The sequence below is a fragment of the Psychrosphaera haliotis genome (assembly GCF_039523615.1).
Classification (GTDB): Bacteria; Pseudomonadota; Gammaproteobacteria; order Enterobacterales; family Alteromonadaceae; genus Psychrosphaera; species Psychrosphaera haliotis.
Genome location: NZ_BAAAFQ010000007.1, coordinates 466,868 through 486,234 on the forward strand (window position 1 = coordinate 466,868; position 19,367 = coordinate 486,234).

A 19,367-nucleotide genomic window follows, 5' to 3' on the forward strand; every position below is an offset into this window, starting at 1 on the left:
ATTATTTTTTCCTATGGCTCATCAGGCGTTCAAGAGACTGTCTTAGCTTTTCGTCACTTGATTTTGAAATGGTTAAAATAGAATTTGCCGCGTCATCTGGAATAAAAGAAGACTTAGTAACCTTTTTTTCAACTGCGCTTTTAGATTTTGCAGTAGACTTTAAGTTATTTAAAAGTGTACTTCTTGGACTCACTTTCATTTCAACCGTAACGGTACCGGGATTGATTTCGCGTCTCACGTGCGAGAGAATGTTAGATTGGTGCATTTTAAACGCCGTTGCTATAGTTGCAGATGGTGTTTCTAAATAAAGTATTGAGTTTTTAAAGTTGCTTACAATGATATTTTGCGCGATATTGTCGCCCAAAATAGAAACAAGTAGCGTTTGAATGGCTCGAAAATTGCTGGTTTGTTGTTGGTAATTAACTAAATTTGAACTGGCTTTGTCATGCGACATTAAATCAGATAGAGATTTTGGTGATTTCACAACAATTAATCCATAAAACTAGGTAGTATTTAATGAGTTTAACACTTATTTACAAAGGAAAGAATGTTAGCTTTAAGGTCAAAATGCCTAAAGCGCAATGGCTTCCTATTGCCGCTATTTTCCTGATTGCTACTGTTTGGTTTATAAGCTCTTCGTTAATTAACAATAACGACACTGATCATGTAAGGGAGCAATTGCTCCTAGCTCAAAAAGAATATAGCGATGAAAAACAGCAGCTCATGGGCTTAAAACGCCAAGCAGAGCACCAATTAAGTGCGTTGACGCTAAAGCTGGGTGAAATAAAAGGTCAGGTTAATAGGCTAGACGCCGTGGCTAGTCGAGTTGCTACACAAGCAAATATTCCTGCAGAAGAGTTTAATTTTGATTTAGAGTCGAGTGTTGGCGGGCCAAATTCAGAAACAGCTAGCGACGTTATGACCAGCGTTGATGGCTTGTTTTCAGAGATGGAAGAGATGCTTGTTAAGCTTGACGGTCAAGAAAGACGAATGGCAGTACTTGAATCCATATTAATGAATACCCATATAGAAGAGGAAATATTTGTTTCTGGCCGACCGATAAAGTCTGGTTGGTTATCCTCTTATTTTGGCGTCCGTAAAGACCCGTTTACTAGTATGCCTGCAATGCACAAAGGCTTAGATTTTGCCGGTGATGAAGATGCAGATGTTGTAGCAACAGGGGCAGGCGTGGTAACGTGGGCAGATAGTCGCTTCGGTTACGGAAATTTGGTCGAAATTGACCACGGTGATGGCGTGGTTACTCGATATGGTCACAATAAATCTTTATTGGTTAGTGTAGGTGACATAGTTACTAAAGGCCAAACGGTCGGAAAAATGGGCAGTACGGGTCGTTCAACAGGCCCCCATGTTCATTACGAAGTGTTAAAACGCGGTAAACAAATTGACCCATTGCCTTATGTTTACCGAAAAGCAGACTAGTTAAATTTATAAACCAGGATTGGTAACTATCTAGTTGAACAGGAACTAAACAGTCGGCATAGCCGATTGTTTTCATTATAAGAACAGTCAGAAGTAAAGCTGAAAAATATGATCTCTTCACTATTAACAAAATTATTCGGTAGCCGAAATCAACGTACGCTAAAATCCTTAAATAAAATCGTAAAAGCGATTAATGCTCTTGAGCCTCAATTTGAGAGTTTATCAGATGCTGAATTAAAAAATAAAACCGTTGAGTTTCGTACTCGACTTGCTGAAAACGAATCCCTAGATGATATCTTGCCAGAAGCTTTTGCTACTGTGCGTGAAGCTAGCCGACGAGTTTTTGAAATGCGTCATTTTGACGTGCAAATGATTGGTGGTATGGTTTTAAATTCAGGTAGTATTGCTGAAATGCGTACTGGTGAAGGTAAAACGTTAACTGCAACCTTACCTGCATATTTAAACGGCTTAACCGGCAAAGGCGTTCACGTTATTACGGTGAATGACTATCTTGCAAGCCGTGACTCTGAGTATAACCGTCCACTTTTCGAATTTTTAGGAATGAGCGTTGGTTGTAACATTCCTGGAATGAACCACGAAGAGAAAAAAGCCGCTTACCAAGCAGATATTACTTACGGTACCAACAATGAATTTGGCTTTGATTACCTGCGCGACAACATGGCATTCAGTGCCGATGAACGTGTTCAGAAAAGCCTTAACTTTGCCTTAATTGATGAAGTTGATTCAATCTTAATTGATGAAGCTCGTACGCCGCTTATTATTTCTGGACCGGCTGAAGATAATTCAGAAATCTACATTGAAATTAATAAAATTGTTCCGCTACTTGAACGTCAAGAAAAAGAAGACGAAGAAGGTGTTGAAGGCGATGGCGATTACACTGCCGATGAAAAGTCTAAACAAGTTTATCTAACTGAACGTGGTCAAATCCGTGTAGAAGAAATTTTACGTGAAGCGGGTGTGATTGCAGAAGATGACTCACTATTCAGTGCAACTAACATTCCTTTATTACATAATGTTTATGCGGCTTTACGTGCTCACATAATGTATCAAAAAGATGTGGATTACATTGTTAACGGCGACGAAGTTGTCATTATCGATGAACACACTGGCCGTACAATGGAAGGGCGTCGTTGGTCTGAAGGTTTACACCAAGCCGTAGAAGCAAAAGAAGGTGTAAAAATTCAAAATGAAAACCAAACTTTAGCGTCTATTACTTTCCAGAACTTCTTCAGAATGTACGACAAGCTATCTGGTATGACGGGTACAGCTGATACAGAAGCATTCGAATTCCAACAAATTTATGGGCTAGATACAGTTGTAATACCAACCAATAAACCAATGGTTCGTAATGACATGACTGATTTAGTTTATCTAACTCAGCTAGAAAAATATCGTGCGATTATTACCGATATTAAAGACTGCCAAGAGCGTGGCCAGCCTGTACTTGTAGGTACGGTTTCTATTGAATCTTCAGAGTTACTTTCTCAGCTACTGAAGAAAGATAAAATAAAACACTCGGTATTAAACGCAAAACAGCACGAAAAAGAAGCTCAAATTGTTGAAGATGCTGGTCGTTCAGGCTCAGTTACAATTGCGACTAACATGGCCGGTCGTGGTACCGATATTGTTTTAGGTGGCAACTGGAATGCTGAAGTTGCACGTCTTAAGAATCCAACAGACCAACAGATTGAACATATTAAATCTGAGTGGAAAAAACGCCATGATGATGTAATCACCGCGGGTGGTTTACATATTATTGGTACTGAACGTCACGAATCTCGCCGTATCGATAATCAGTTACGTGGTCGTTCTGGTCGTCAAGGTGACGCAGGTTCATCACGTTTCTATCTTTCAATGGAAGATACGTTAATGCGTTTATTCGCATCAGACAGAGTAACTGGCATGATGCGTAAGCTAGGTATGGAAGAGGGTGAAGCGATTGAGCACCCTTGGGTAAACAAAGCCATTGAAAATGCACAGCGCAAAGTAGAAGCCCGTAACTTTGATATTCGTAAGCAATTACTTGAGTACGATGATGTTGCTAATGATCAGCGTAAAGTTATTTACTCACAGCGTGATGAATTACTTGAAGATGGTGATATTGGTGAAGTGATTGAAAGCATTCGTCGTGACGTTGTTGCAACAGTACTTGATAGCCATATTCCGCCACATTCTCTTGAAGAAATGTGGAGCTTAGAAGCTTTAGAAGAACAGTTATCAGCTGACTTTGGCGTTGATATGCCAGTGCGTAAATGGCTAGAAGAAGACAAGAATCTACACGAAGAAACGCTGAAGCAACGTATTAGCGAAGAAATTGACGCTATGTATGCTGAAAAAGAGCAGCATGTTGGCGCTGAAGTTATTCGCCACTTTGAAAAAGCGGTTATGCTTCAAAGCTTAGACCAACACTGGAAAGAGCATTTAGCTGCTATGGATCACCTTCGTCAAGGTATTCACTTACGTGGTTATGCTCAAAAGAACCCTAAACAAGAATATAAGCGCGAATCGTTTGAGCTATTTAGCACAATGTTAGAGCAGCTTAAAATTGAAGTAATTAAAGTTCTTTGTCGTGTTCAAGTTAAAGCAGAAGAAGATGTTGAAGCCGTTGAAGAACAGCGTAGACAAGCAGAAGCTGCAGACCTTGAGTTCCAGCACGAGTCGTCAAATCAGTTAGCCTCTGAAGAAAAAACAGAGGTTAATGTAAGCAGCCGAGTTAAAGTTGGCCGTAATGACCCTTGTCCTTGTGGTTCAGGTAAAAAATATAAACAATGTCACGGTAAGTTAAGCTAACGCTCATCTCGCTTAACAACATTGATAAAAAGGTGAGCTTAGCTCGCCTTTTTTGTTTATGGCATTTAATAAAAGAGTTAAAGAATGACAATTGTTAACGGTAAAACTAAAACCGAACAAAAAGTAATTAGAGTCGCGGCTGCCATCATTCAGCAAGACGACCGCTTTTTGCTAAGCAAGCGGCTTGACCATTTACACCAAGGTGGTAAGTGGGAGTTCCCAGGCGGTAAAATTGAGCCAACTGAAACAGTTTCTGCAGCGTTAGTTCGCGAGTTACAAGAAGAGCTTGGTATTACGGCCACTCATCAATCTGATTTTCATGAGCTAGTCTTTGATTACCCAGAAAAGCGAGTTCAGCTTTATTTTCAACTGGTTACGGAGTTTAACGGCGAGCCAGAGGGTAAAGAAGGCCAAGCCGTGCAGTGGTTTAGTAAAAAAGAGCTGTTAACCCTGCCATTTCCTGATGCGAATAAGCCAGTTTTAGCTATGCTAGAAACACAATTATAACCCTATTTTTTGACCTAATTAACAAACCATTAATTGAGTAGATACACTAATATTGTTACACTTCGGCGCAATTTTGAGTCGTTTTAAATTTAAAGGTTATTATAAAATTCATGTTTGAGATCAACCCGGTTCTAAATCAATTAGCTGATATTCGCGAACGTACTGAAGTACTTCGGGGGTACCTTTGACTACGCTGCTAAAAAAGAGCAGTTAGAAGAAGTTAGTGGCGAGTTAGAAGATCCAAATGTATGGAACGATCCTGCTAAAGCGCAAGCATTAGGCAAAGAGCGCTCTATGCTAGAGGCTATTGTTAAAACCATAGATGACCTAGATCAAGGTTGTGAAGACGTTGATGGCCTTATTGAATTAGCGCAAGAAGCAGAAGATGAAGAAACTTTTGAAGAAGCGCAGTCTGAATTAAACGACTTAGAACAAAAGTTAGAGCAACTAGAATTCAGAAGAATGTTTTCTGGTGAGCTTGACGGAAGCGATGCCTATATAGATTTGCAGGCGGGCTCTGGCGGCACAGAAGCGCAAGACTGGTGTAATATTCTGCTTCGTATGTATTTGCGCTGGTGTGAAGCTAAAGGCTTTAAGACAGAACTTATAGAAGTGACTGATGGTGATGTTGCCGGTATTAAAGGTGCAACTATCCGGATTAGCGGTGAGTACGCCTTTGGCTGGGCAAGAACAGAAACGGGTGTACATCGTTTAGTGCGAAAGTCGCCATTTGACTCAAACTCTCGTCGCCATACTTCTTTTGCTTCTGCCTTTGTTTATCCTGAAGTGGATGACAATATTGATATTGATATCAATACGTCAGATTTAAAAATAGATACATATCGAGCGTCAGGTGCAGGTGGTCAACACGTAAACACCACCGATTCAGCGGTTCGTATTACTCACGTACCAACTAATACGGTAGTGCAATGCCAGAACGAGCGCTCACAGCATAAAAACAAAGACCAAGCGATGAAGCAGTTAAAAGCAAAGCTTTATGAGTTGGAAATGCTTAAGCAAAACGAACAAAAACAAGCAGCTGAGGACAATAAATCGGATATCGGTTGGGGCAGTCAAATTCGTTCATACGTTTTAGACGACTCACGCATTAAAGATTTAAGAACAGGTGTTGAAAGTCGTAACACGCAGGCTGTCTTGGATGGCGGTTTGGACAAATTTATTGAAGCGAGCTTGAAAGCTGGGCTATAAGACTTTAAATAAATCGTGCAAGTAAGTCTGTTAAGTATTAATTAGACAGTAGTACAGACTTACACTAAAAATAAATAGTACATAAATCATTAGATTAATCATTTTACGGTAATTGAGAACATAAATGACTGAACAAACTCAAGACGCGAACAAACTCATTGCAGAGCGTCGTGCAAAGTTAGAAAACATCCGCGAAAACTGCTCGGCTAATGCACACCCAAACAAATTTCGTCGTGAACATTACAGTGACGACCTTCAACAAGAGTTTGGTGAGTTCGAAAAAGAAAAGCTAATTGAAATGGATACAAAAGTATCTATTGCTGGCCGTATTATGGCAAAGCGTGGTCCGTTCATGTTATTACAAGACATGAAAGGGCGCATTCAAGCCTATGCCGCAAAAGACGTTCAGAAAGATCTAAAAGAAAAATACGGCGTACTAGACATTGGCGACATCATTGGTGTTTCTGGTGCTTTACATAAGTCTGGAAAAGGCGACTTATACGTTAATATGGAAAGCTACGAGCTTCTGACTAAGTCTCTTCGCCCATTACCAGAAAAGTTTCATGGTCTAACGGACCAAGAAGCTAAGTATCGTCAACGTTATGTTGATTTGATCACAAACCAAGATACTCGTAAAACATTCGTGATCCGTTCTAAAGTAGTAGAAGGCATCCGCCGCTTCTTAGCAGAACGTGAATTTATGGAAGTAGAAACACCAATGCTTCAAGTTATCCCTGGTGGTGCAACTGCGCGTCCATTCATTACTCATCATAATGCAATGAGCCGTGACATGTACCTTCGTATCGCGCCAGAGCTTTATTTAAAGCGTTTAGTTGTTGGTGGTTTTGAGCGTGTGTTCGAAATAAACCGTAACTTCAGAAACGAAGGTCTTTCAACTCGCCATAACCCTGAATTCACAATGATTGAATTCTATCAGGCGTATGCTGATTACAATGACTTGATGGACTTAACAGAAGAAATGTTACGTACCGTTGCTAACAACGTATTAGGTTCAGCCGTTGTAATTAACACGGTTAAAGACTCAGAAGGTAACGTTGTTGAAACAAAAGAGTATGACTTCGGACAGCCGTTCACTCGCTTAACAATGTCTGATGCGGTTCTTAAATATTACGATGAAGCGGCTAATAACGCTGAGTGGGCTGCTGCAATTAAAGATCCAGAAAACAACCTAGACACGTTAAAAGTTATTGCTAAAAAACTTCATATTAAAGAGCCTGAAGTTGACGGTATTTGGGGTGCAGGTAAATACCTTTGTGAGATTTTTGAAGCAACAGCGGAAGAGCAACTAGATCAACCAACGTTTATTACAGGCTACCCGTGGGAAGTATCTCCATTAGCTCGTCGTAATGATGAAAACGCGTTTATCACAGACCGTTTTGAATTCTTTGTTGGTGGCCGTGAGCTTGCAAATGGTTTCTCGGAGTTAAATGACGCTGAAGACCAAGCAAACCGCTTTAAGAAACAAGTTGAAGAAAAAGATGCCGGTGACATTGAAGCAATGCACTTTGACGAAGACTACATTCAAGCTCTTGAGTATGGTTTACCGCCAACGGCTGGTGAAGGTATTGGTATCGATCGTTTAGTAATGTTGTTTACTGATTCACCAACCATTAAAGACGTTATTTTGTTCCCGCACATGAAACCAGTTGCGAACAATGATCAAAACGAAGAAGACGCTGAATAACGAACTTATTTAGCCGAACAAACTTAGCCACGAGGGTTTAATTATCATTTAGTTAAACTCTTATAGGCTCAATATGAAAGGAGCGCTTGTCGCTCCTTTTTTATTTAACGTAAAAAGGGTGGATTTAAGCTTAGCTCTTTAACTGAGTTAGTCACCCGCACTTTTTATTAACTGAGCTATATCATTAGCCCAATCGGTTTTTGGAAACTCTAAAAAACGACCTAGTTCAGTACCATCTTTATAAACAATAACGGTAGGTGTTTTTCTTATCGAATGTTTTATAGCTTCGTCTTTTGGATCCGACTTTGCTGTGTCTAAAGCATAAAAAGTAGGTTTTATATTTTGATTATTTACTTGTTCAAATAGTGAAATCAAGCGAGGGACTTCCCTTACACTGTCATGACACCACTCTCCAAAAAAGACCTTTACCTCAACAGGTGTAGCAACTGCTCGTAACGGCGCTAAATCTGCCGTGCTATAGCTGATGTCATCTTTATGTTTAGCAAATGATTTGAATTCTTTAAGGATAGTTGGGCCTGTAATTTCCCCCACATAAAATTCACTACTTTTGGCGTTGCAGCCTGTAGCCATAATTGATAGTAAAAGTGCAATAAGTGTTTTATTCTTCATGGATTAAACCTGATGTAATTTATACTGTGCTAACCGTATTAAAACACATGGCACTGAAATGGTGGAATAAAAACTGATGAAAAAGAGTATCACGTTATGGATAACGGCAACATTGTTGGTGTTTTTTAGCTCATTTGCTTGGTCAGCTAAAACTTACCTTACAACGGCTAAAGTTGATGTTTATGATGAGCCTAATGGCAATATTATTCAATCATGGCCTAGTCATACATTATTTACTTCTAATCAAGAAGATAACTTATGGATTAGAGTATCAGGTCACTTCCCTGAGGGCGAGTGGCAGTCAGTTTTTCCTATGTGGTACGTAAAATTTTCAGAAAACTTATCTCTTCAAAAACCTCAATCATCTAACGCGCCAGCAACTATTTTTCACGTAGAAGAAGATGAGCTGGATAGCAACAAAAAAGGCGCGCAAGCTTATCGTTTGCTTGAGCAGGCGACTGTTTTTAATAGACTTGGTGAAGCGCTTGAAGTTTGGCCTAAAGGTAAAAGTTTTACTAGTGCCTATGAAAATGAAGATGCACTTAAAGTAACCGGGCACTTTCCTAACGGTTCTAGTTGGCAGGCAATGGCTGAGCCAGTTTGGATCATTAAACCTATACGATTACAAAATAGAACGCAGCCGAAACCTATTGTTAGAAAGGAAAATACCAAGCGTCTTGTTATTATCGATAAGTCGGCATTTAATATGACGGTTTATGAACAGACTCCGGATTCACTTGAGGCAATATTGACAACGCCTGTAGCGCTTGGATACGACCGTTGCTTGCCTAAGAGCCAAGGCGGAAAATGTTACTACACTCCAGAAGGTGAGTTTGAAGTTGAATTCAAGCTGTTTGATTCAGACGGAATAAAGTGGTGCATACCTAAAAAAATGGAGGCTGAATTTACCGATAAAATAGCACGTGGCGAAAGGTGTTGGCGTGGAATTATGGGGCAACATGCTCTTCATTTTGGGGATTCATTGTTTTTGCATGGTACTTCAAACCCAGACTCAATTGGAAGCCGGACAACTCATGGGTGTGTGAGACTTCGTAATAGTGATATTGAATGGGTATATCGCTTGTTAGAAAACGGTGACAAGGTGATTATTACTTCAAACAAAGTAGAAACGGTAGCAAATCTAAAAGAAAAGCAGCTAGAGGCGCTAGCGAATGCCAATGCCTCTAAAAAAGCGGCGGAAATTACGAAAACCAAGGCTGCAGAGGTTAACGCACTAGAAGCTTCTAAAAACTCAACTCCGCAGGAAAATTAAGGTTTAACCACTGGAAGCTGTTTTGCTTTCCAACCTAGCATGTCACCATCTAAGTGAACAAAACCTTTAATGCCATTTTTTCGCATCATTGCTTCTGCTTTATCCGCCCTGCGACCACTACGACAATAAACAACAATGGTTTTATCAATAGATTTTAGTTTGTCTAATTCATCAATAATCGCGTGATGCGGGATATTAATCGCACCTTCAATGTGGCCTTCTGCATATTCACTTGGCGAACGAACATCAAGAACTTGATAATTTGTTTTGTTTTTTAAGTATTGTTCAGCAGAAATCTTAGGTGTGCTATTGGCGAAAATAGCACTACTGAATAAGCTTAAAATAAGTGAAACCATGACTAAAACTGTTTTATTAAACATGTCTAAACCTTAATTTTGAAAATTTCCAATAAACCAAAATAAAAGAATAAGAATAAGCAAAAAAACGGTAAAGCGTGCAAGCCAATGACGCAGCTGAGCAATAGCACCGTGATTAGGCTTTTGTCCTTCATTTATTCTAAGTCTTGGTACTTTAACATCATTAAACATAGTTGGCCCGGCCATTTCAATACGACAACCTGCCGCTACAATACTCATCCAAACTAAATCAATAAGGCTCTGCTCTGCAGGCCATTTGTTTTTATGGCGTTGGAATAATGACCACCACCCTGGACTAGATTTAAAAACTGAAAAAATTGGAGCTATTAAAGCGCTTAACAACCAATCAAACGAAGTTTTTATGGCCGTTATAGGTAGGCCAAAATCGCTGTATTTGGGATTTAAAGCAAGCCACTGTTTTGTCACTATATCCAAAACTCTATACGCTAGGCTAGCTAAACCGCCTAGGGCAATAAACAGTACAACAGGCATTAACCAGGTCGTAACCCAAGCATTAATTTCTATTTCCAGCGCACCCTTTGTTAATCCTAGGGAGGACAATCGTTTGGTATCAAAGCTAGCCGTTTCGCTTAAATAATCTTTTGCTAAGGTATTCTGTTTATTGGCAAGAGCTTCTTCTAACGCTTTGTTTACTTTAGAGACTGAGTGGTAACTGATACTAATGTAAAGCAATACAGCTTCAGTCCATATGTCATAAGGCATTACAAAAAGTAACGACCATACAATCACAGCGACAAAGACAAAATAAGTGAGCAACGACATAAAACCTGAGATTCTGCGTTGCCGCTCTGTACCTGGTTTATTAACCTTGAGTGCAATGGCGTCTGCTAATAACGCACAAAGGCGAAGAGGAGAGTATTTAAATGGAAGTGGGATTAGCCATTCAATAACAATAACAATGGCTGCTGCCAGTAGATGTGGAAGTTCAGCCATTGTTTCTAACATAGTAATAGTCGCTTTTATTTAATTTTATTTAAAAGCTTCATCACTAAATCCGAAGAGTTTTTAGATGCGATTTCTAAATATGCATCAAAACTCATTGGCGATTCTTCACCAGCAATGTCTGAAAGAGAACGAATAACCAAAAACGGCGTGTCCATTTGATGACACGTTTGTGCAATAGCCGCACCTTCCATCTCTACTGCTAACATATCTGGGAACTGCTGACGCGTTGCTTCAATTCTAACCGGATCGCACATGAAGCTGTCACCTGTGGCAACTAAACCAACTTTGCAGGTAATGTCAGACATTTCTTCAATTGACTCTTTTGTTAACGACACAAGCTTTTCATCTGCAGCAAAGCGCGCTGGCATATTTGGTACTTGACCAAATTCGTAATTGAAAGCCGTCACGTCTACGTCGTGGTGAACCACTTGATCGCCTACAGCTACGTCGCCAACTTTTAATTCTTTGTCAAAACCGCCAGCTGAACCCGTGTTAATTACGTAGTCAGGTTTAAAGTTGTTAATTAAAAGGGCGGTGGCAATGGCTGAAGCTACTTTACCTATACCAGATTGAACTAAAACAACTTCTTGGCCATTTAATTCACCAGAAAAATACTCGTAGTTAGCAATTTTAGTGGTTTTTAAGTTGTTAATATTATTCTTTAAAATGGCTACTTCTGGTTCCATTGCGCCAATTATCGCAATTGTCATATCAAGCTCTCTATATAAATTAGGATAGTTATCTATCAATCTGAAATTAAGAGAAATTATAATAGAGCAATGGCGGCTTGGCTATGTAAAAGGAGCAAAAACAATTCACTTATCTCAGTGTCAAAATTAATACCATTTAAATGGCACACTATCTGCTTAGTAACGGTAGAGAATTATCTATCGTTCACTGGAGAATAGTATGGAATGGGTTTTAGTATTGCTAGTCGGTTTAATTTTGACCATTGCCTTAGTAGCAAGTCACTTTATTGACACCAACAATCCTTATCCTTTTAAAAAGAAAACGCAGCTTTTTACTAATGTAGAGCGCGGTTTCTTGGCGTTGTTAGATAAAGCGGTGGGTAACGACTACCGAATAGTGAATAGAGTAAGATTACAAGACATCATCGAAACAAAAGAGAGTGTTAAAGGCCGTGCCAAACGCTCTGCAATGATCAAAGCGTCAAGCAAAGTGATTGATTATGTGTTGTGCGACCCGCAAACTTATCGAATTATTGCAGCGGTAGATTTAGTTAACCAATCAAATGGTGGACACAAATCAAAGCAAGATTGGTTTGTTACTGGGGCTTTAGAAGCCGCCGGTATTCCACATATTCGTATTAAGGTAAAAGCGGGTTATAAAGTAGATGAAATTCGAAATGGCATTCTTTATAAAATAGGTAAAAAAGAGCGCGCATTCCCACCTGAACCTATCTTTAAAGGTAATATCCCTCGTAGACCTGTAGGTGCTTTGTCTGCAGGACAAGTTAAGGCTCAATTGGGCGGTCTAGGCATAGCTAAGGCGTCTTAATTAGATATTTTACAACCATTTAAGCCAGCCTATTAAAATCAATGTTTATCTAGCATATCGGTTTGAGTAGACAAAAGTTGGCTAATCGTTGAGTTTGTGGAGTGACTTAGGTAACCTGAGCACTCCAATCGAAAACAGAACGTTAATTAATGGAAATAGAGTTAAAGTTTCTTATCCAACCAGACTTAGTGAATAAGTTTACCGCTGCACTAAGCACTTCACATTTTAAAATCACCAATACTCATAAAAAGCAGTTGAGAAATGGCTATTTTGATACCGCTAATCAAGCCCTCAGAGATTTTGATATGGGCCTTCGGATCCGTTCTAGCGAGTTTTCTGATGGTCAAATTAAAGCTGAACAAACGGTAAAGTTAGCTGGCCAAGACATTGGTGGTTTGCATCGCAGACCGGAATTTAATGTTGACCTACCTACGCCCGTAAGCTTAATGGCAGACTTGTCTTTATTTGACCAAAAAATTTGGCCAAAAGGATTTGCAGTAAGTGATATTCAAGCAGAATTAAAATTATTATTTGAAACAGACTTTGAACGAACCACATGGTTAATTGAAATGCCATCGGGCACTGTAATTGAGTGTGTTCTTGATCAAGGTGTGATTAAGTCTGGCGGTCATCAAACCATTATTAGCGAAATTGAATTAGAGTTCGTTTCTGGCCAAGAAAAAGATTTATTTAACCTAGCTCAGTTTGTTAGTAGCCAAGTAGTTGTGCGATTAGGCTTTTTAAGTAAGGCAGCACGAGGTTATCAACTACTTACAGGTTCATCGCTTAAATGCACAGAGTTAAACGGTATTGAGCTTAAAAGTAATATTGAGTTTGAGCCAGCGCTTATTCAAGCAGCGTCTGAAGCTTTAAAGTTTGTACAACACAATGAGCAAGTATTTTGCTCTTCAATGTCACCAAAGGCATTGCGAAAAGTCATTGATGGCTGGTCCCTTATTATTCATATTCTTAAACTGTTTTCTGTTACCTTGGCACAAAGCCAGATTGATCAGTTCATCGAGTCTTTTGAAACCATACGTCAGCAGCACAAGTGGGTTGATGGTTTTTATCAACTAAATCAGCTAGTCAGCAGAAAAAGCCCTTACCGAAAAGAAATTGAAAATAGTGAACATCTACCTGAGTTGATGGCACAGTATCAATTGCCGGAACACAAATTAATGAAAGCGGTGGGCTTTTTTAGTACTAACGAATACAACCGACTTATTTTGAATTTTGTTCAGTGGTTAACGCAAAAGCAATGGCGAAATGCACTACCACTGAATGAGTTATGCACATTAAAAGAGCCTTTAACTGAGTTTTCAAACTTGTGGTTAGAGTCGGCGTGGCAAAACCTTCAGGTAGCGTTAGCCAACTACAAAAATCACACTGACAAAGAAAGCTTAGTAGCACTATATTGGCCTCTGGTTGAATCTATTTTAACGGGCATTACGGTGGGCAATTTATACGGCGAACAAAGCCAGTCAATGCACAATGGGCAACTTGACTTGTTGGTTGGTTGCGAAGAATTTTTGCTTTTAACTCGATTAGAAAAGCTTATTGTGCGTGATACAGAAGCGTGCAGTGAAAGTAATGATGCAACGGCAATTATTCCTGAGTCAGAAAACGCGGATTATTTATCTTGGGTAAAGGGCAAACAACAAAGCTTAAATACGGCGTTGTCAGCTTCAATAGGAAGCGTTAGCCAAATTAAACCATTCTGGTAAAACGTGATATTAGAATAGTGATAGTTAAACCTTAAAAATAAACCGTAATATCAAAATAAAGATATTTAAGTAGTGAAATTAAACCGTGAATACATTCCAATCATCGAACAATGATTCAAACTCTATAGAGGCATTAGGAGCTAAGCGTCTTTCCGCGCTTGTAAATGCACATAATGTAGACGTCGACTTTGATGATGCTTCTGCTTTGCAGTATCTGCTGGCGATGAGTGATTTTATTTTTAGGATGTGCGGTAGATATCAATTTATTTTTGAGGATTTGGCTGCAAGCTGCGTGGCCAAAGAAGTTCAACTTGTGTTGCCTCAGTGGTCTATTTCAGAAACTGAATGGCTGTCTTTATCAGAAGCAGATGCATTAAAAGCCTTGAGATATTTTAGGCATCATTTAATGGTAGTTATTGCCAGTCAGCACTTTCTAAAACAAATAGACATAAAAACTAGTATGCGATACTTGTCTGAATCAGCTGATTTGTTTTATGTATTGGCTAGGCAGTGGGCTGAATGCCAGTTAGCTCCTCGATGGGGAAAGGCGATAAATGAATGCGGGCAACCTGTTCCTTTAATTGCCCTGGGCATGGGTAAGTTGGGCGGTTACGAACTTAACTTTTCATCAGATATTGATCTTATATTTTGTTATGAGAGCAAAGGCACAACGGCTGGTGGTCGTAAGCAAGAAGACTTCCAAACTTACTTTACTAAGCTCGCTCAAAAAATTATTCAGCTATTGGATTCTGTCACCCCTGATGGTCAGGTATTTCGAGTCGATATGCGTTTGAGGCCATTTGGCGATAGTGGCCCTTTGGTAAGCAGTTTTGCCGCTCTTGAAGATTATTACCAAGAGCAAGGCAGAGAGTGGGAGCGATATGCTCTTTTAAAGGCAAGGCCGTTAGCCTACAGCAAATTTATTACGGCCGAGGAACAAAAGTCACATACACAACTTATTAGCATGCTTAAGCCTTTTGTTTATCGTCGCTATATCGACTTTAGTGTGATCGAGTCTTTGCGCACCATGAAGCGCCAGATTGAACAGGAAGTTGTCAGACGAAACTTAGTTAATAATATAAAGTTGGGCTCTGGCGGTATAAGAGAAGCGGAATTTATTGTTCAAGCTTTACAAATGTTGCGCGGCGGTAAAGAGCCACAATTGCAGTTACCCAGCTTTTTATCGGTTTTACCTGAGTTAGTTCGGCTCAATGTATTTACTGAACAAGAAGGCATTAATATTGAACAAAGTTACTTGTGGTTAAGAGATTGCGAACAATATTTACAAGCCTTTGACGATAAGCAGACCCAAACATTGCCAAGTACTGAGCTGGATCAAGAACGATTATTAACGCTATTTAATGTGCCAACCTGGGACGTGTTTTTAACAACAGTAGAGGCCGTTTCCACGCAAATTCACGACATATTTGATGAGCTGATTGGTGAATCACCGGAACATCAAAGTAGCCCAAATAATAAGTTGGTAGAAAAGTGGCAAGCAATATGGCAGTTAGATCTGCATGTAGACCTTCAAGAAAGTACAGAGTTAGAGCCTTCTCTACAGAGCTCTAACGACCTATCGGCTTCTGCTGAACATTTAACAACTGAGGTAACCACTAATTTAACTAATAACGTAGCTACTAATTTAACTACTAATAATTTAATTAGCTGTTTGATGGATCAAAAGGCGGACTTAATTAAAGCGGTTTTAAGCAGTAAAGGCCGAGACCGACTCGACTTATTAATTCCGCATTTAATGGCAGAGTGTGACGCTCAAAAAATATCGGTATCGCAATGTGCTGATATCTTGAAAATCATTAAACGTATTACGGCTAGAACAACATATCTGGCTTTATTAGTTGAACATCCTGGAGCATTAAAGCAATTAGTGAAGCTGGTGTCTTCTTGTCACTTTATAGGCCAAGAATTAAAGCACTTTCCACTTTTACTCGATCAGTTAATCGACCCAAAGCTTTTATATACTATCCCTAAATTAACCGACTACGCCGCTGACTTAAGACGAAACCTGCTACGAGTAGACGCAGACGATCTAGAATTGCAGATGGAGATCTTACGACAATTTAAGTTGTCGTCGCAGTTAATTATTGCAGCGTGTGATGTGTCGCAAATTATTGACTTACCCACTGTGAGTAATCATTTAACCGCTTTGTCCGAGGCAATACTGCATCAAGTGGTTAACTTATCTTGGCAACAAATGGTCAGTCGATATGGTTATCCGGAAGGTGCGTCAGACGAAGATAAGAACTTTGCTGTATTAGGTTATGGAAAACTAGGAGGTTATGAGCTTGGTTATGGTTCTGACCTCGATGTGGTTTTTGTCCATGGCTGTGCGTCAAGTAGCCCGACTAGTGGCAAAAAACAAATAGATTCAAGACAGTTTTACTTAAAATTAGCACAGCGAATTCTCCACGTTTTTACTACTAGAACGCCAAGCGGTATTTTATACGAGTTAGATACCAGACTTAGACCTTCAGGTGCGAGTGGTTTGCTCGCTATTAATATTAATACCTTTGCAGAGTATCAAAGCACCGAAGCTTGGACATGGGAGCATCAAGCTCTAGTGCGTGCAAGAGCAGTTATGGGAAGCAGAGCATTAACGGTGCAGTTTGAAGAGATTAGAAAGGCGATACTTAAGTCAAAGCGCGATACAGAATCGTTAAAGGCAGACATCTCTAAAATGCGAGAAAAAATGTGTGCGAACTTATCCAAAGAAACTTCAGAGTTATTTGATCTTAAGCAGAGCCGCGGTGGCATTGCCGATATAGAGTTTGTTACGCAATTTTTGGTATTACAATACAGCGGTGAGTACGCAGGGTTAGCTGACTATTCTGACAATAAACGATTGTTGGAAATTAGTTCAGAGCTAGGGTTGATAACAAAGGCTGAGTGCAATGGTCTTTGGGAAGCCTACCAGGAGTACCGCAAGTTATATCACCAGCAGTCATTAAACTTGCAAGAAAAGTTGGTGGGGCGAAGCTCAATTGAGCGTCATCAAAACTTGGTACAACAGGTTTGGCAGCGCTTATCTTTGAAATAATGGGTGCCAACAATAGTTTTTTTTAAGCCCTATTTACATTAGAAAGTAAATTCAAAAAAAATTTCAAAAAATTGTAAAAAAATTTATCTATTTCAGTTGAAAACCTCATTAGTACCCCCACTAATAGTGCAAGAATTAATTTAACCCCTTTTAATAAGTTGTTTTCGGAGTAAATCTCATGGGTAGAATCATTGGTATCGATTTAGGTACAACAAACTCTTGTGTTGCTGTTTTAGATGGTGACAAGCCTCGTGTAATTGAAAACGCGGAAGGCGATCGCACAACTCCTTCTATTATTGCATACACAGACGAAGGCGAAATCTTAGTTGGTCAACCAGCTAAGCGCCAAGCGGTAACAAATCCTCAAAACACACTATTCGCTATCAAGCGTTTAATTGGTCGTCGTTTTGAAGACAAAGAAGTTCAACGTGATATCGACATCATGCCATTTAGCATTGTTAAAGCTGACAATGGTGATGCATGGGTTGAAGTTAAGGGCGAAAAAATGGCGGCACCTCAGGTGTCAGCTGAAGTTCTTAAGAAAATGAAAAAGACAGCTGAAGACTTCCTAGGCGAAAAAGTAACGGGTGCTGTAATTACCGTTCCTGCTTACTTCAATGACTCACAACGTCAAGCAACAAAAGACGCTGGTCGTATTGCTGGTCTAGACGTGAAACGTATTATCAACGAACCAACTGCTGCAGCATTAGCATACGGTGTTGGTAAAAAAGGCAGCGACAACGTTGTTGCTGTTTACGACTTAGGTGGTGGTACATTCGATATCTCAATCATCGAAATTGATGAAGTAGATGGCGAGCAAACGTTTGAAGTATTAGCGACAAACGGTGACACGCACTTAGGTGGTGAAGACTTTGATAACCGTGTAATCAACTACTTAGTAGAAGAGTTCAACAAAGATCAAGGCGTAAACCTTAAAAACGACCCGCTAGCAATGCAGCGTGTTAAAGAAGCAGCCGAAAAAGCTAAAATTGAATTATCTTCAGCACAACAAACTGAAGTTAACTTACCATATGTGACAGCGGACGCTTCAGGTCCTAAGCATATGAACATCAAGATTACTCGTGCGAAGCTAGAGTCTCTTGTTGAAGACATGATCCAAGCAACGTTAGAGCCGTTAAAAATGGCACTTAAAGATGCGGACTTATCTGTAAGCGACGTAAACGACATCATCTTAGTTGGTGGTCAAACACGTATGCCTAAAGTTCAAGCGGCTGTTACTGAGTTCTTCGGTAAAGAGCCTCGTAAAGACGTTAACCCTGATGAAGCGGTAGCAATTGGTGCAGCGATTCAAGGTGGTGTTCTTTCTGGTGATGTTAAAGACGTATTACTACTAGACGTTACTCCATTATCTCTAGGTATTGAGACAATGGGCGGAGTGATGACTTCTGTAATTGAAAAGAACACTACGATTCCTACTAAGCAATCGCAAACGTTCTCTACAGCAGAAGATAATCAGTCAGCGGTAACAATCCACGTTCTTCAAGGTGAGCGTAAGCAAGCATCAAGCAACAAATCGCTTGGTCAGTTTAACCTAGAAGGTATTCGTCCAGCTCAACGTGGCGCACCACAAATCGAAGTAACATTTGATGTTGATGCCGACGGTATCTTGCATGTATCTGCTAAAGACAAAGATACAGGGAAAGAGCAAAAGATCACTATCCAAGCATCTTCAGGCTTATCAGATGATGAGATTGATGCAATGGTACGTGATGCAGAAGCGAATGCTGAAGAAGATAAGAAATTTGAAGAATTAGCACAAGCACGTAACCAAGCTGATGCATTAGCTCACGCAACTGAAAAGCAAGTGACTGAAGCAGGCGACGACCTTCCAGCTGAAGATAAAGAAGCTATCGAAAAAGCGATTAATGAGCTTAAAGATGCATCTAAGTCAGGCACAAAAGATGAGATTGAAGCTAAGTCTCAAGCGTTAATGGAAGCATCTCAAAAGCTGATGGAAATTGCGCAAGCAAAAGCCCAAGCTCAAGGTGGTGCCGGCGCTGAAGGTGCTGAACAAGCAACAAACGCTGCAGACGACGATGTTGTTGACGCTGAGTTTGAAGAAGTGAACGACGATAAAAAATAATCGTTAACACTTTGTAAAGTTTGAAAAATTAACATGGGCGTTTTA

The 19,367-nt window shown here is 39.8% G+C and carries 15 protein-coding genes; 10 read left to right on the top strand and 5 right to left on the bottom strand.

The genetic code is table 11. The features are described 5' to 3' along the window. Position 1: 1 nt before the first annotated feature. Complete coding sequence (locus ABD009_RS11690) at positions 2–484, bottom strand: DciA family protein (RefSeq protein ID WP_343825600.1); 483 nt, start codon at positions 482–484, stop codon at positions 2–4. Between the two features lie 32 nt (positions 485–516). Between ABD009_RS11690 and ABD009_RS11695 the strand changes: the two genes are divergently transcribed. From ABD009_RS11695 to lysS, 5 genes are all read left to right on the top strand, one after another. Continuing rightward, entirely contained in the window at positions 517–1,440 is a 924-nt protein-coding gene (locus ABD009_RS11695) for a M23 family metallopeptidase (protein WP_343825602.1), read from the top strand. A gap of 108 nt (positions 1,441–1,548) precedes the next feature. Continuing rightward, positions 1,549–4,251: a preprotein translocase subunit SecA gene (gene secA, locus ABD009_RS11700; protein WP_155696140.1), complete on the top strand. Its 2,703-nt coding sequence runs from the start codon at positions 1,549–1,551 to the stop codon at positions 4,249–4,251. A gap of 84 nt (positions 4,252–4,335) precedes the next feature. Next, positions 4,336–4,758 carry an 8-oxo-dGTP diphosphatase MutT gene (mutT, locus tag ABD009_RS11705; protein ID WP_343825605.1) on the top strand — a complete coding sequence of 141 codons (423 nt, stop codon included), beginning with the start codon at positions 4,336–4,338 and terminating at the stop codon, positions 4,756–4,758. Positions 4,759–4,868: 110 nt separating this feature from the next. Then, positions 4,869–5,967 (top strand): peptide chain release factor 2 gene (prfB, locus tag ABD009_RS11710; protein WP_155696138.1). Its coding sequence is split into 2 segments (ribosomal slippage): positions 4,869–4,943 and positions 4,945–5,967, totalling 1,098 coding nucleotides; the frame shifts between segments, so codons are not numbered across the junction. A gap of 124 nt (positions 5,968–6,091) precedes the next feature. Further along, positions 6,092–7,672 carry a lysine--tRNA ligase gene (lysS, locus tag ABD009_RS11715; protein ID WP_343825608.1) on the top strand — a complete coding sequence of 527 codons (1,581 nt, stop codon included), beginning with the start codon at positions 6,092–6,094 and terminating at the stop codon, positions 7,670–7,672. 147 nt (positions 7,673–7,819) lie between these two features. On the opposite strand, the gene ABD009_RS11720 is transcribed toward lysS, so the two are convergent. Continuing rightward, a complete protein-coding gene (locus ABD009_RS11720) occupies positions 7,820–8,302 on the bottom strand; it encodes a thioredoxin family protein (RefSeq protein WP_155696134.1) in 483 nt (160 codons plus the stop codon). A gap of 76 nt (positions 8,303–8,378) precedes the next feature. Here ABD009_RS11720 and ABD009_RS11725 point away from each other — a divergent pair, with 76 nt between their 5' ends. Beyond that, a complete protein-coding gene (locus ABD009_RS11725) occupies positions 8,379–9,575 on the top strand; it encodes a L,D-transpeptidase (RefSeq protein ID WP_343825611.1) in 1,197 nt (398 codons plus the stop codon). Here ABD009_RS11725 and ABD009_RS11730 read toward each other — a convergent pair. From ABD009_RS11730 to mtnN, 3 genes are read right to left on the bottom strand one after another with little or no spacing between them, the layout of a single operon-like run. Beyond that, complete coding sequence (locus tag ABD009_RS11730) at positions 9,572–9,955, bottom strand: rhodanese-like domain-containing protein (protein WP_343825613.1); 384 nt, start codon at positions 9,953–9,955, stop codon at positions 9,572–9,574. The two genes, ABD009_RS11725 and ABD009_RS11730, sit on opposite strands and share 4 nt — an antisense overlap. Positions 9,956–9,964: 9 nt before the next feature. Then, the gene (locus tag ABD009_RS11735) at positions 9,965–10,918 is read right to left on the bottom strand and encodes a cobalamin biosynthesis protein (protein ID WP_343825615.1); all 954 of its coding nucleotides are present in this window, start codon (positions 10,916–10,918) and stop codon (positions 9,965–9,967) included. Between the two features lie 14 nt (positions 10,919–10,932). Then, the gene (mtnN, locus tag ABD009_RS11740; protein WP_155696130.1) at positions 10,933–11,628 is read right to left on the bottom strand and encodes a 5'-methylthioadenosine/S-adenosylhomocysteine nucleosidase; all 696 of its coding nucleotides are present in this window, start codon (positions 11,626–11,628) and stop codon (positions 10,933–10,935) included. A gap of 199 nt (positions 11,629–11,827) precedes the next feature. Between mtnN and ABD009_RS11745 the strand changes: the two genes are divergently transcribed. From ABD009_RS11745 to dnaK, 4 genes are all read left to right on the top strand, one after another. Further along, the gene (locus tag ABD009_RS11745; RefSeq protein ID WP_155696129.1) at positions 11,828–12,436 is read left to right on the top strand and encodes a DUF2726 domain-containing protein; all 609 of its coding nucleotides are present in this window, start codon (positions 11,828–11,830) and stop codon (positions 12,434–12,436) included. Between the two features lie 149 nt (positions 12,437–12,585). Then, positions 12,586–14,160 (top strand): CYTH domain-containing protein, encoded by a 1,575-nt coding sequence (locus ABD009_RS11750; protein ID WP_343825618.1) that lies wholly within the window; start codon positions 12,586–12,588, stop codon positions 14,158–14,160. Between the two features lie 85 nt (positions 14,161–14,245). Beyond that, on the top strand, positions 14,246–17,218 hold the full coding sequence (gene glnE / locus ABD009_RS11755) for a bifunctional [glutamate--ammonia ligase]-adenylyl-L-tyrosine phosphorylase/[glutamate--ammonia-ligase] adenylyltransferase (protein ID WP_343825620.1): 2,973 nt from the start codon (positions 14,246–14,248) through the stop codon (positions 17,216–17,218). A gap of 178 nt (positions 17,219–17,396) precedes the next feature. Further along, a complete protein-coding gene (gene dnaK, locus ABD009_RS11760) occupies positions 17,397–19,322 on the top strand; it encodes a molecular chaperone DnaK (protein ID WP_343825622.1) in 1,926 nt (641 codons plus the stop codon). Positions 19,323–19,367: the final 45 nt, after the last annotated feature.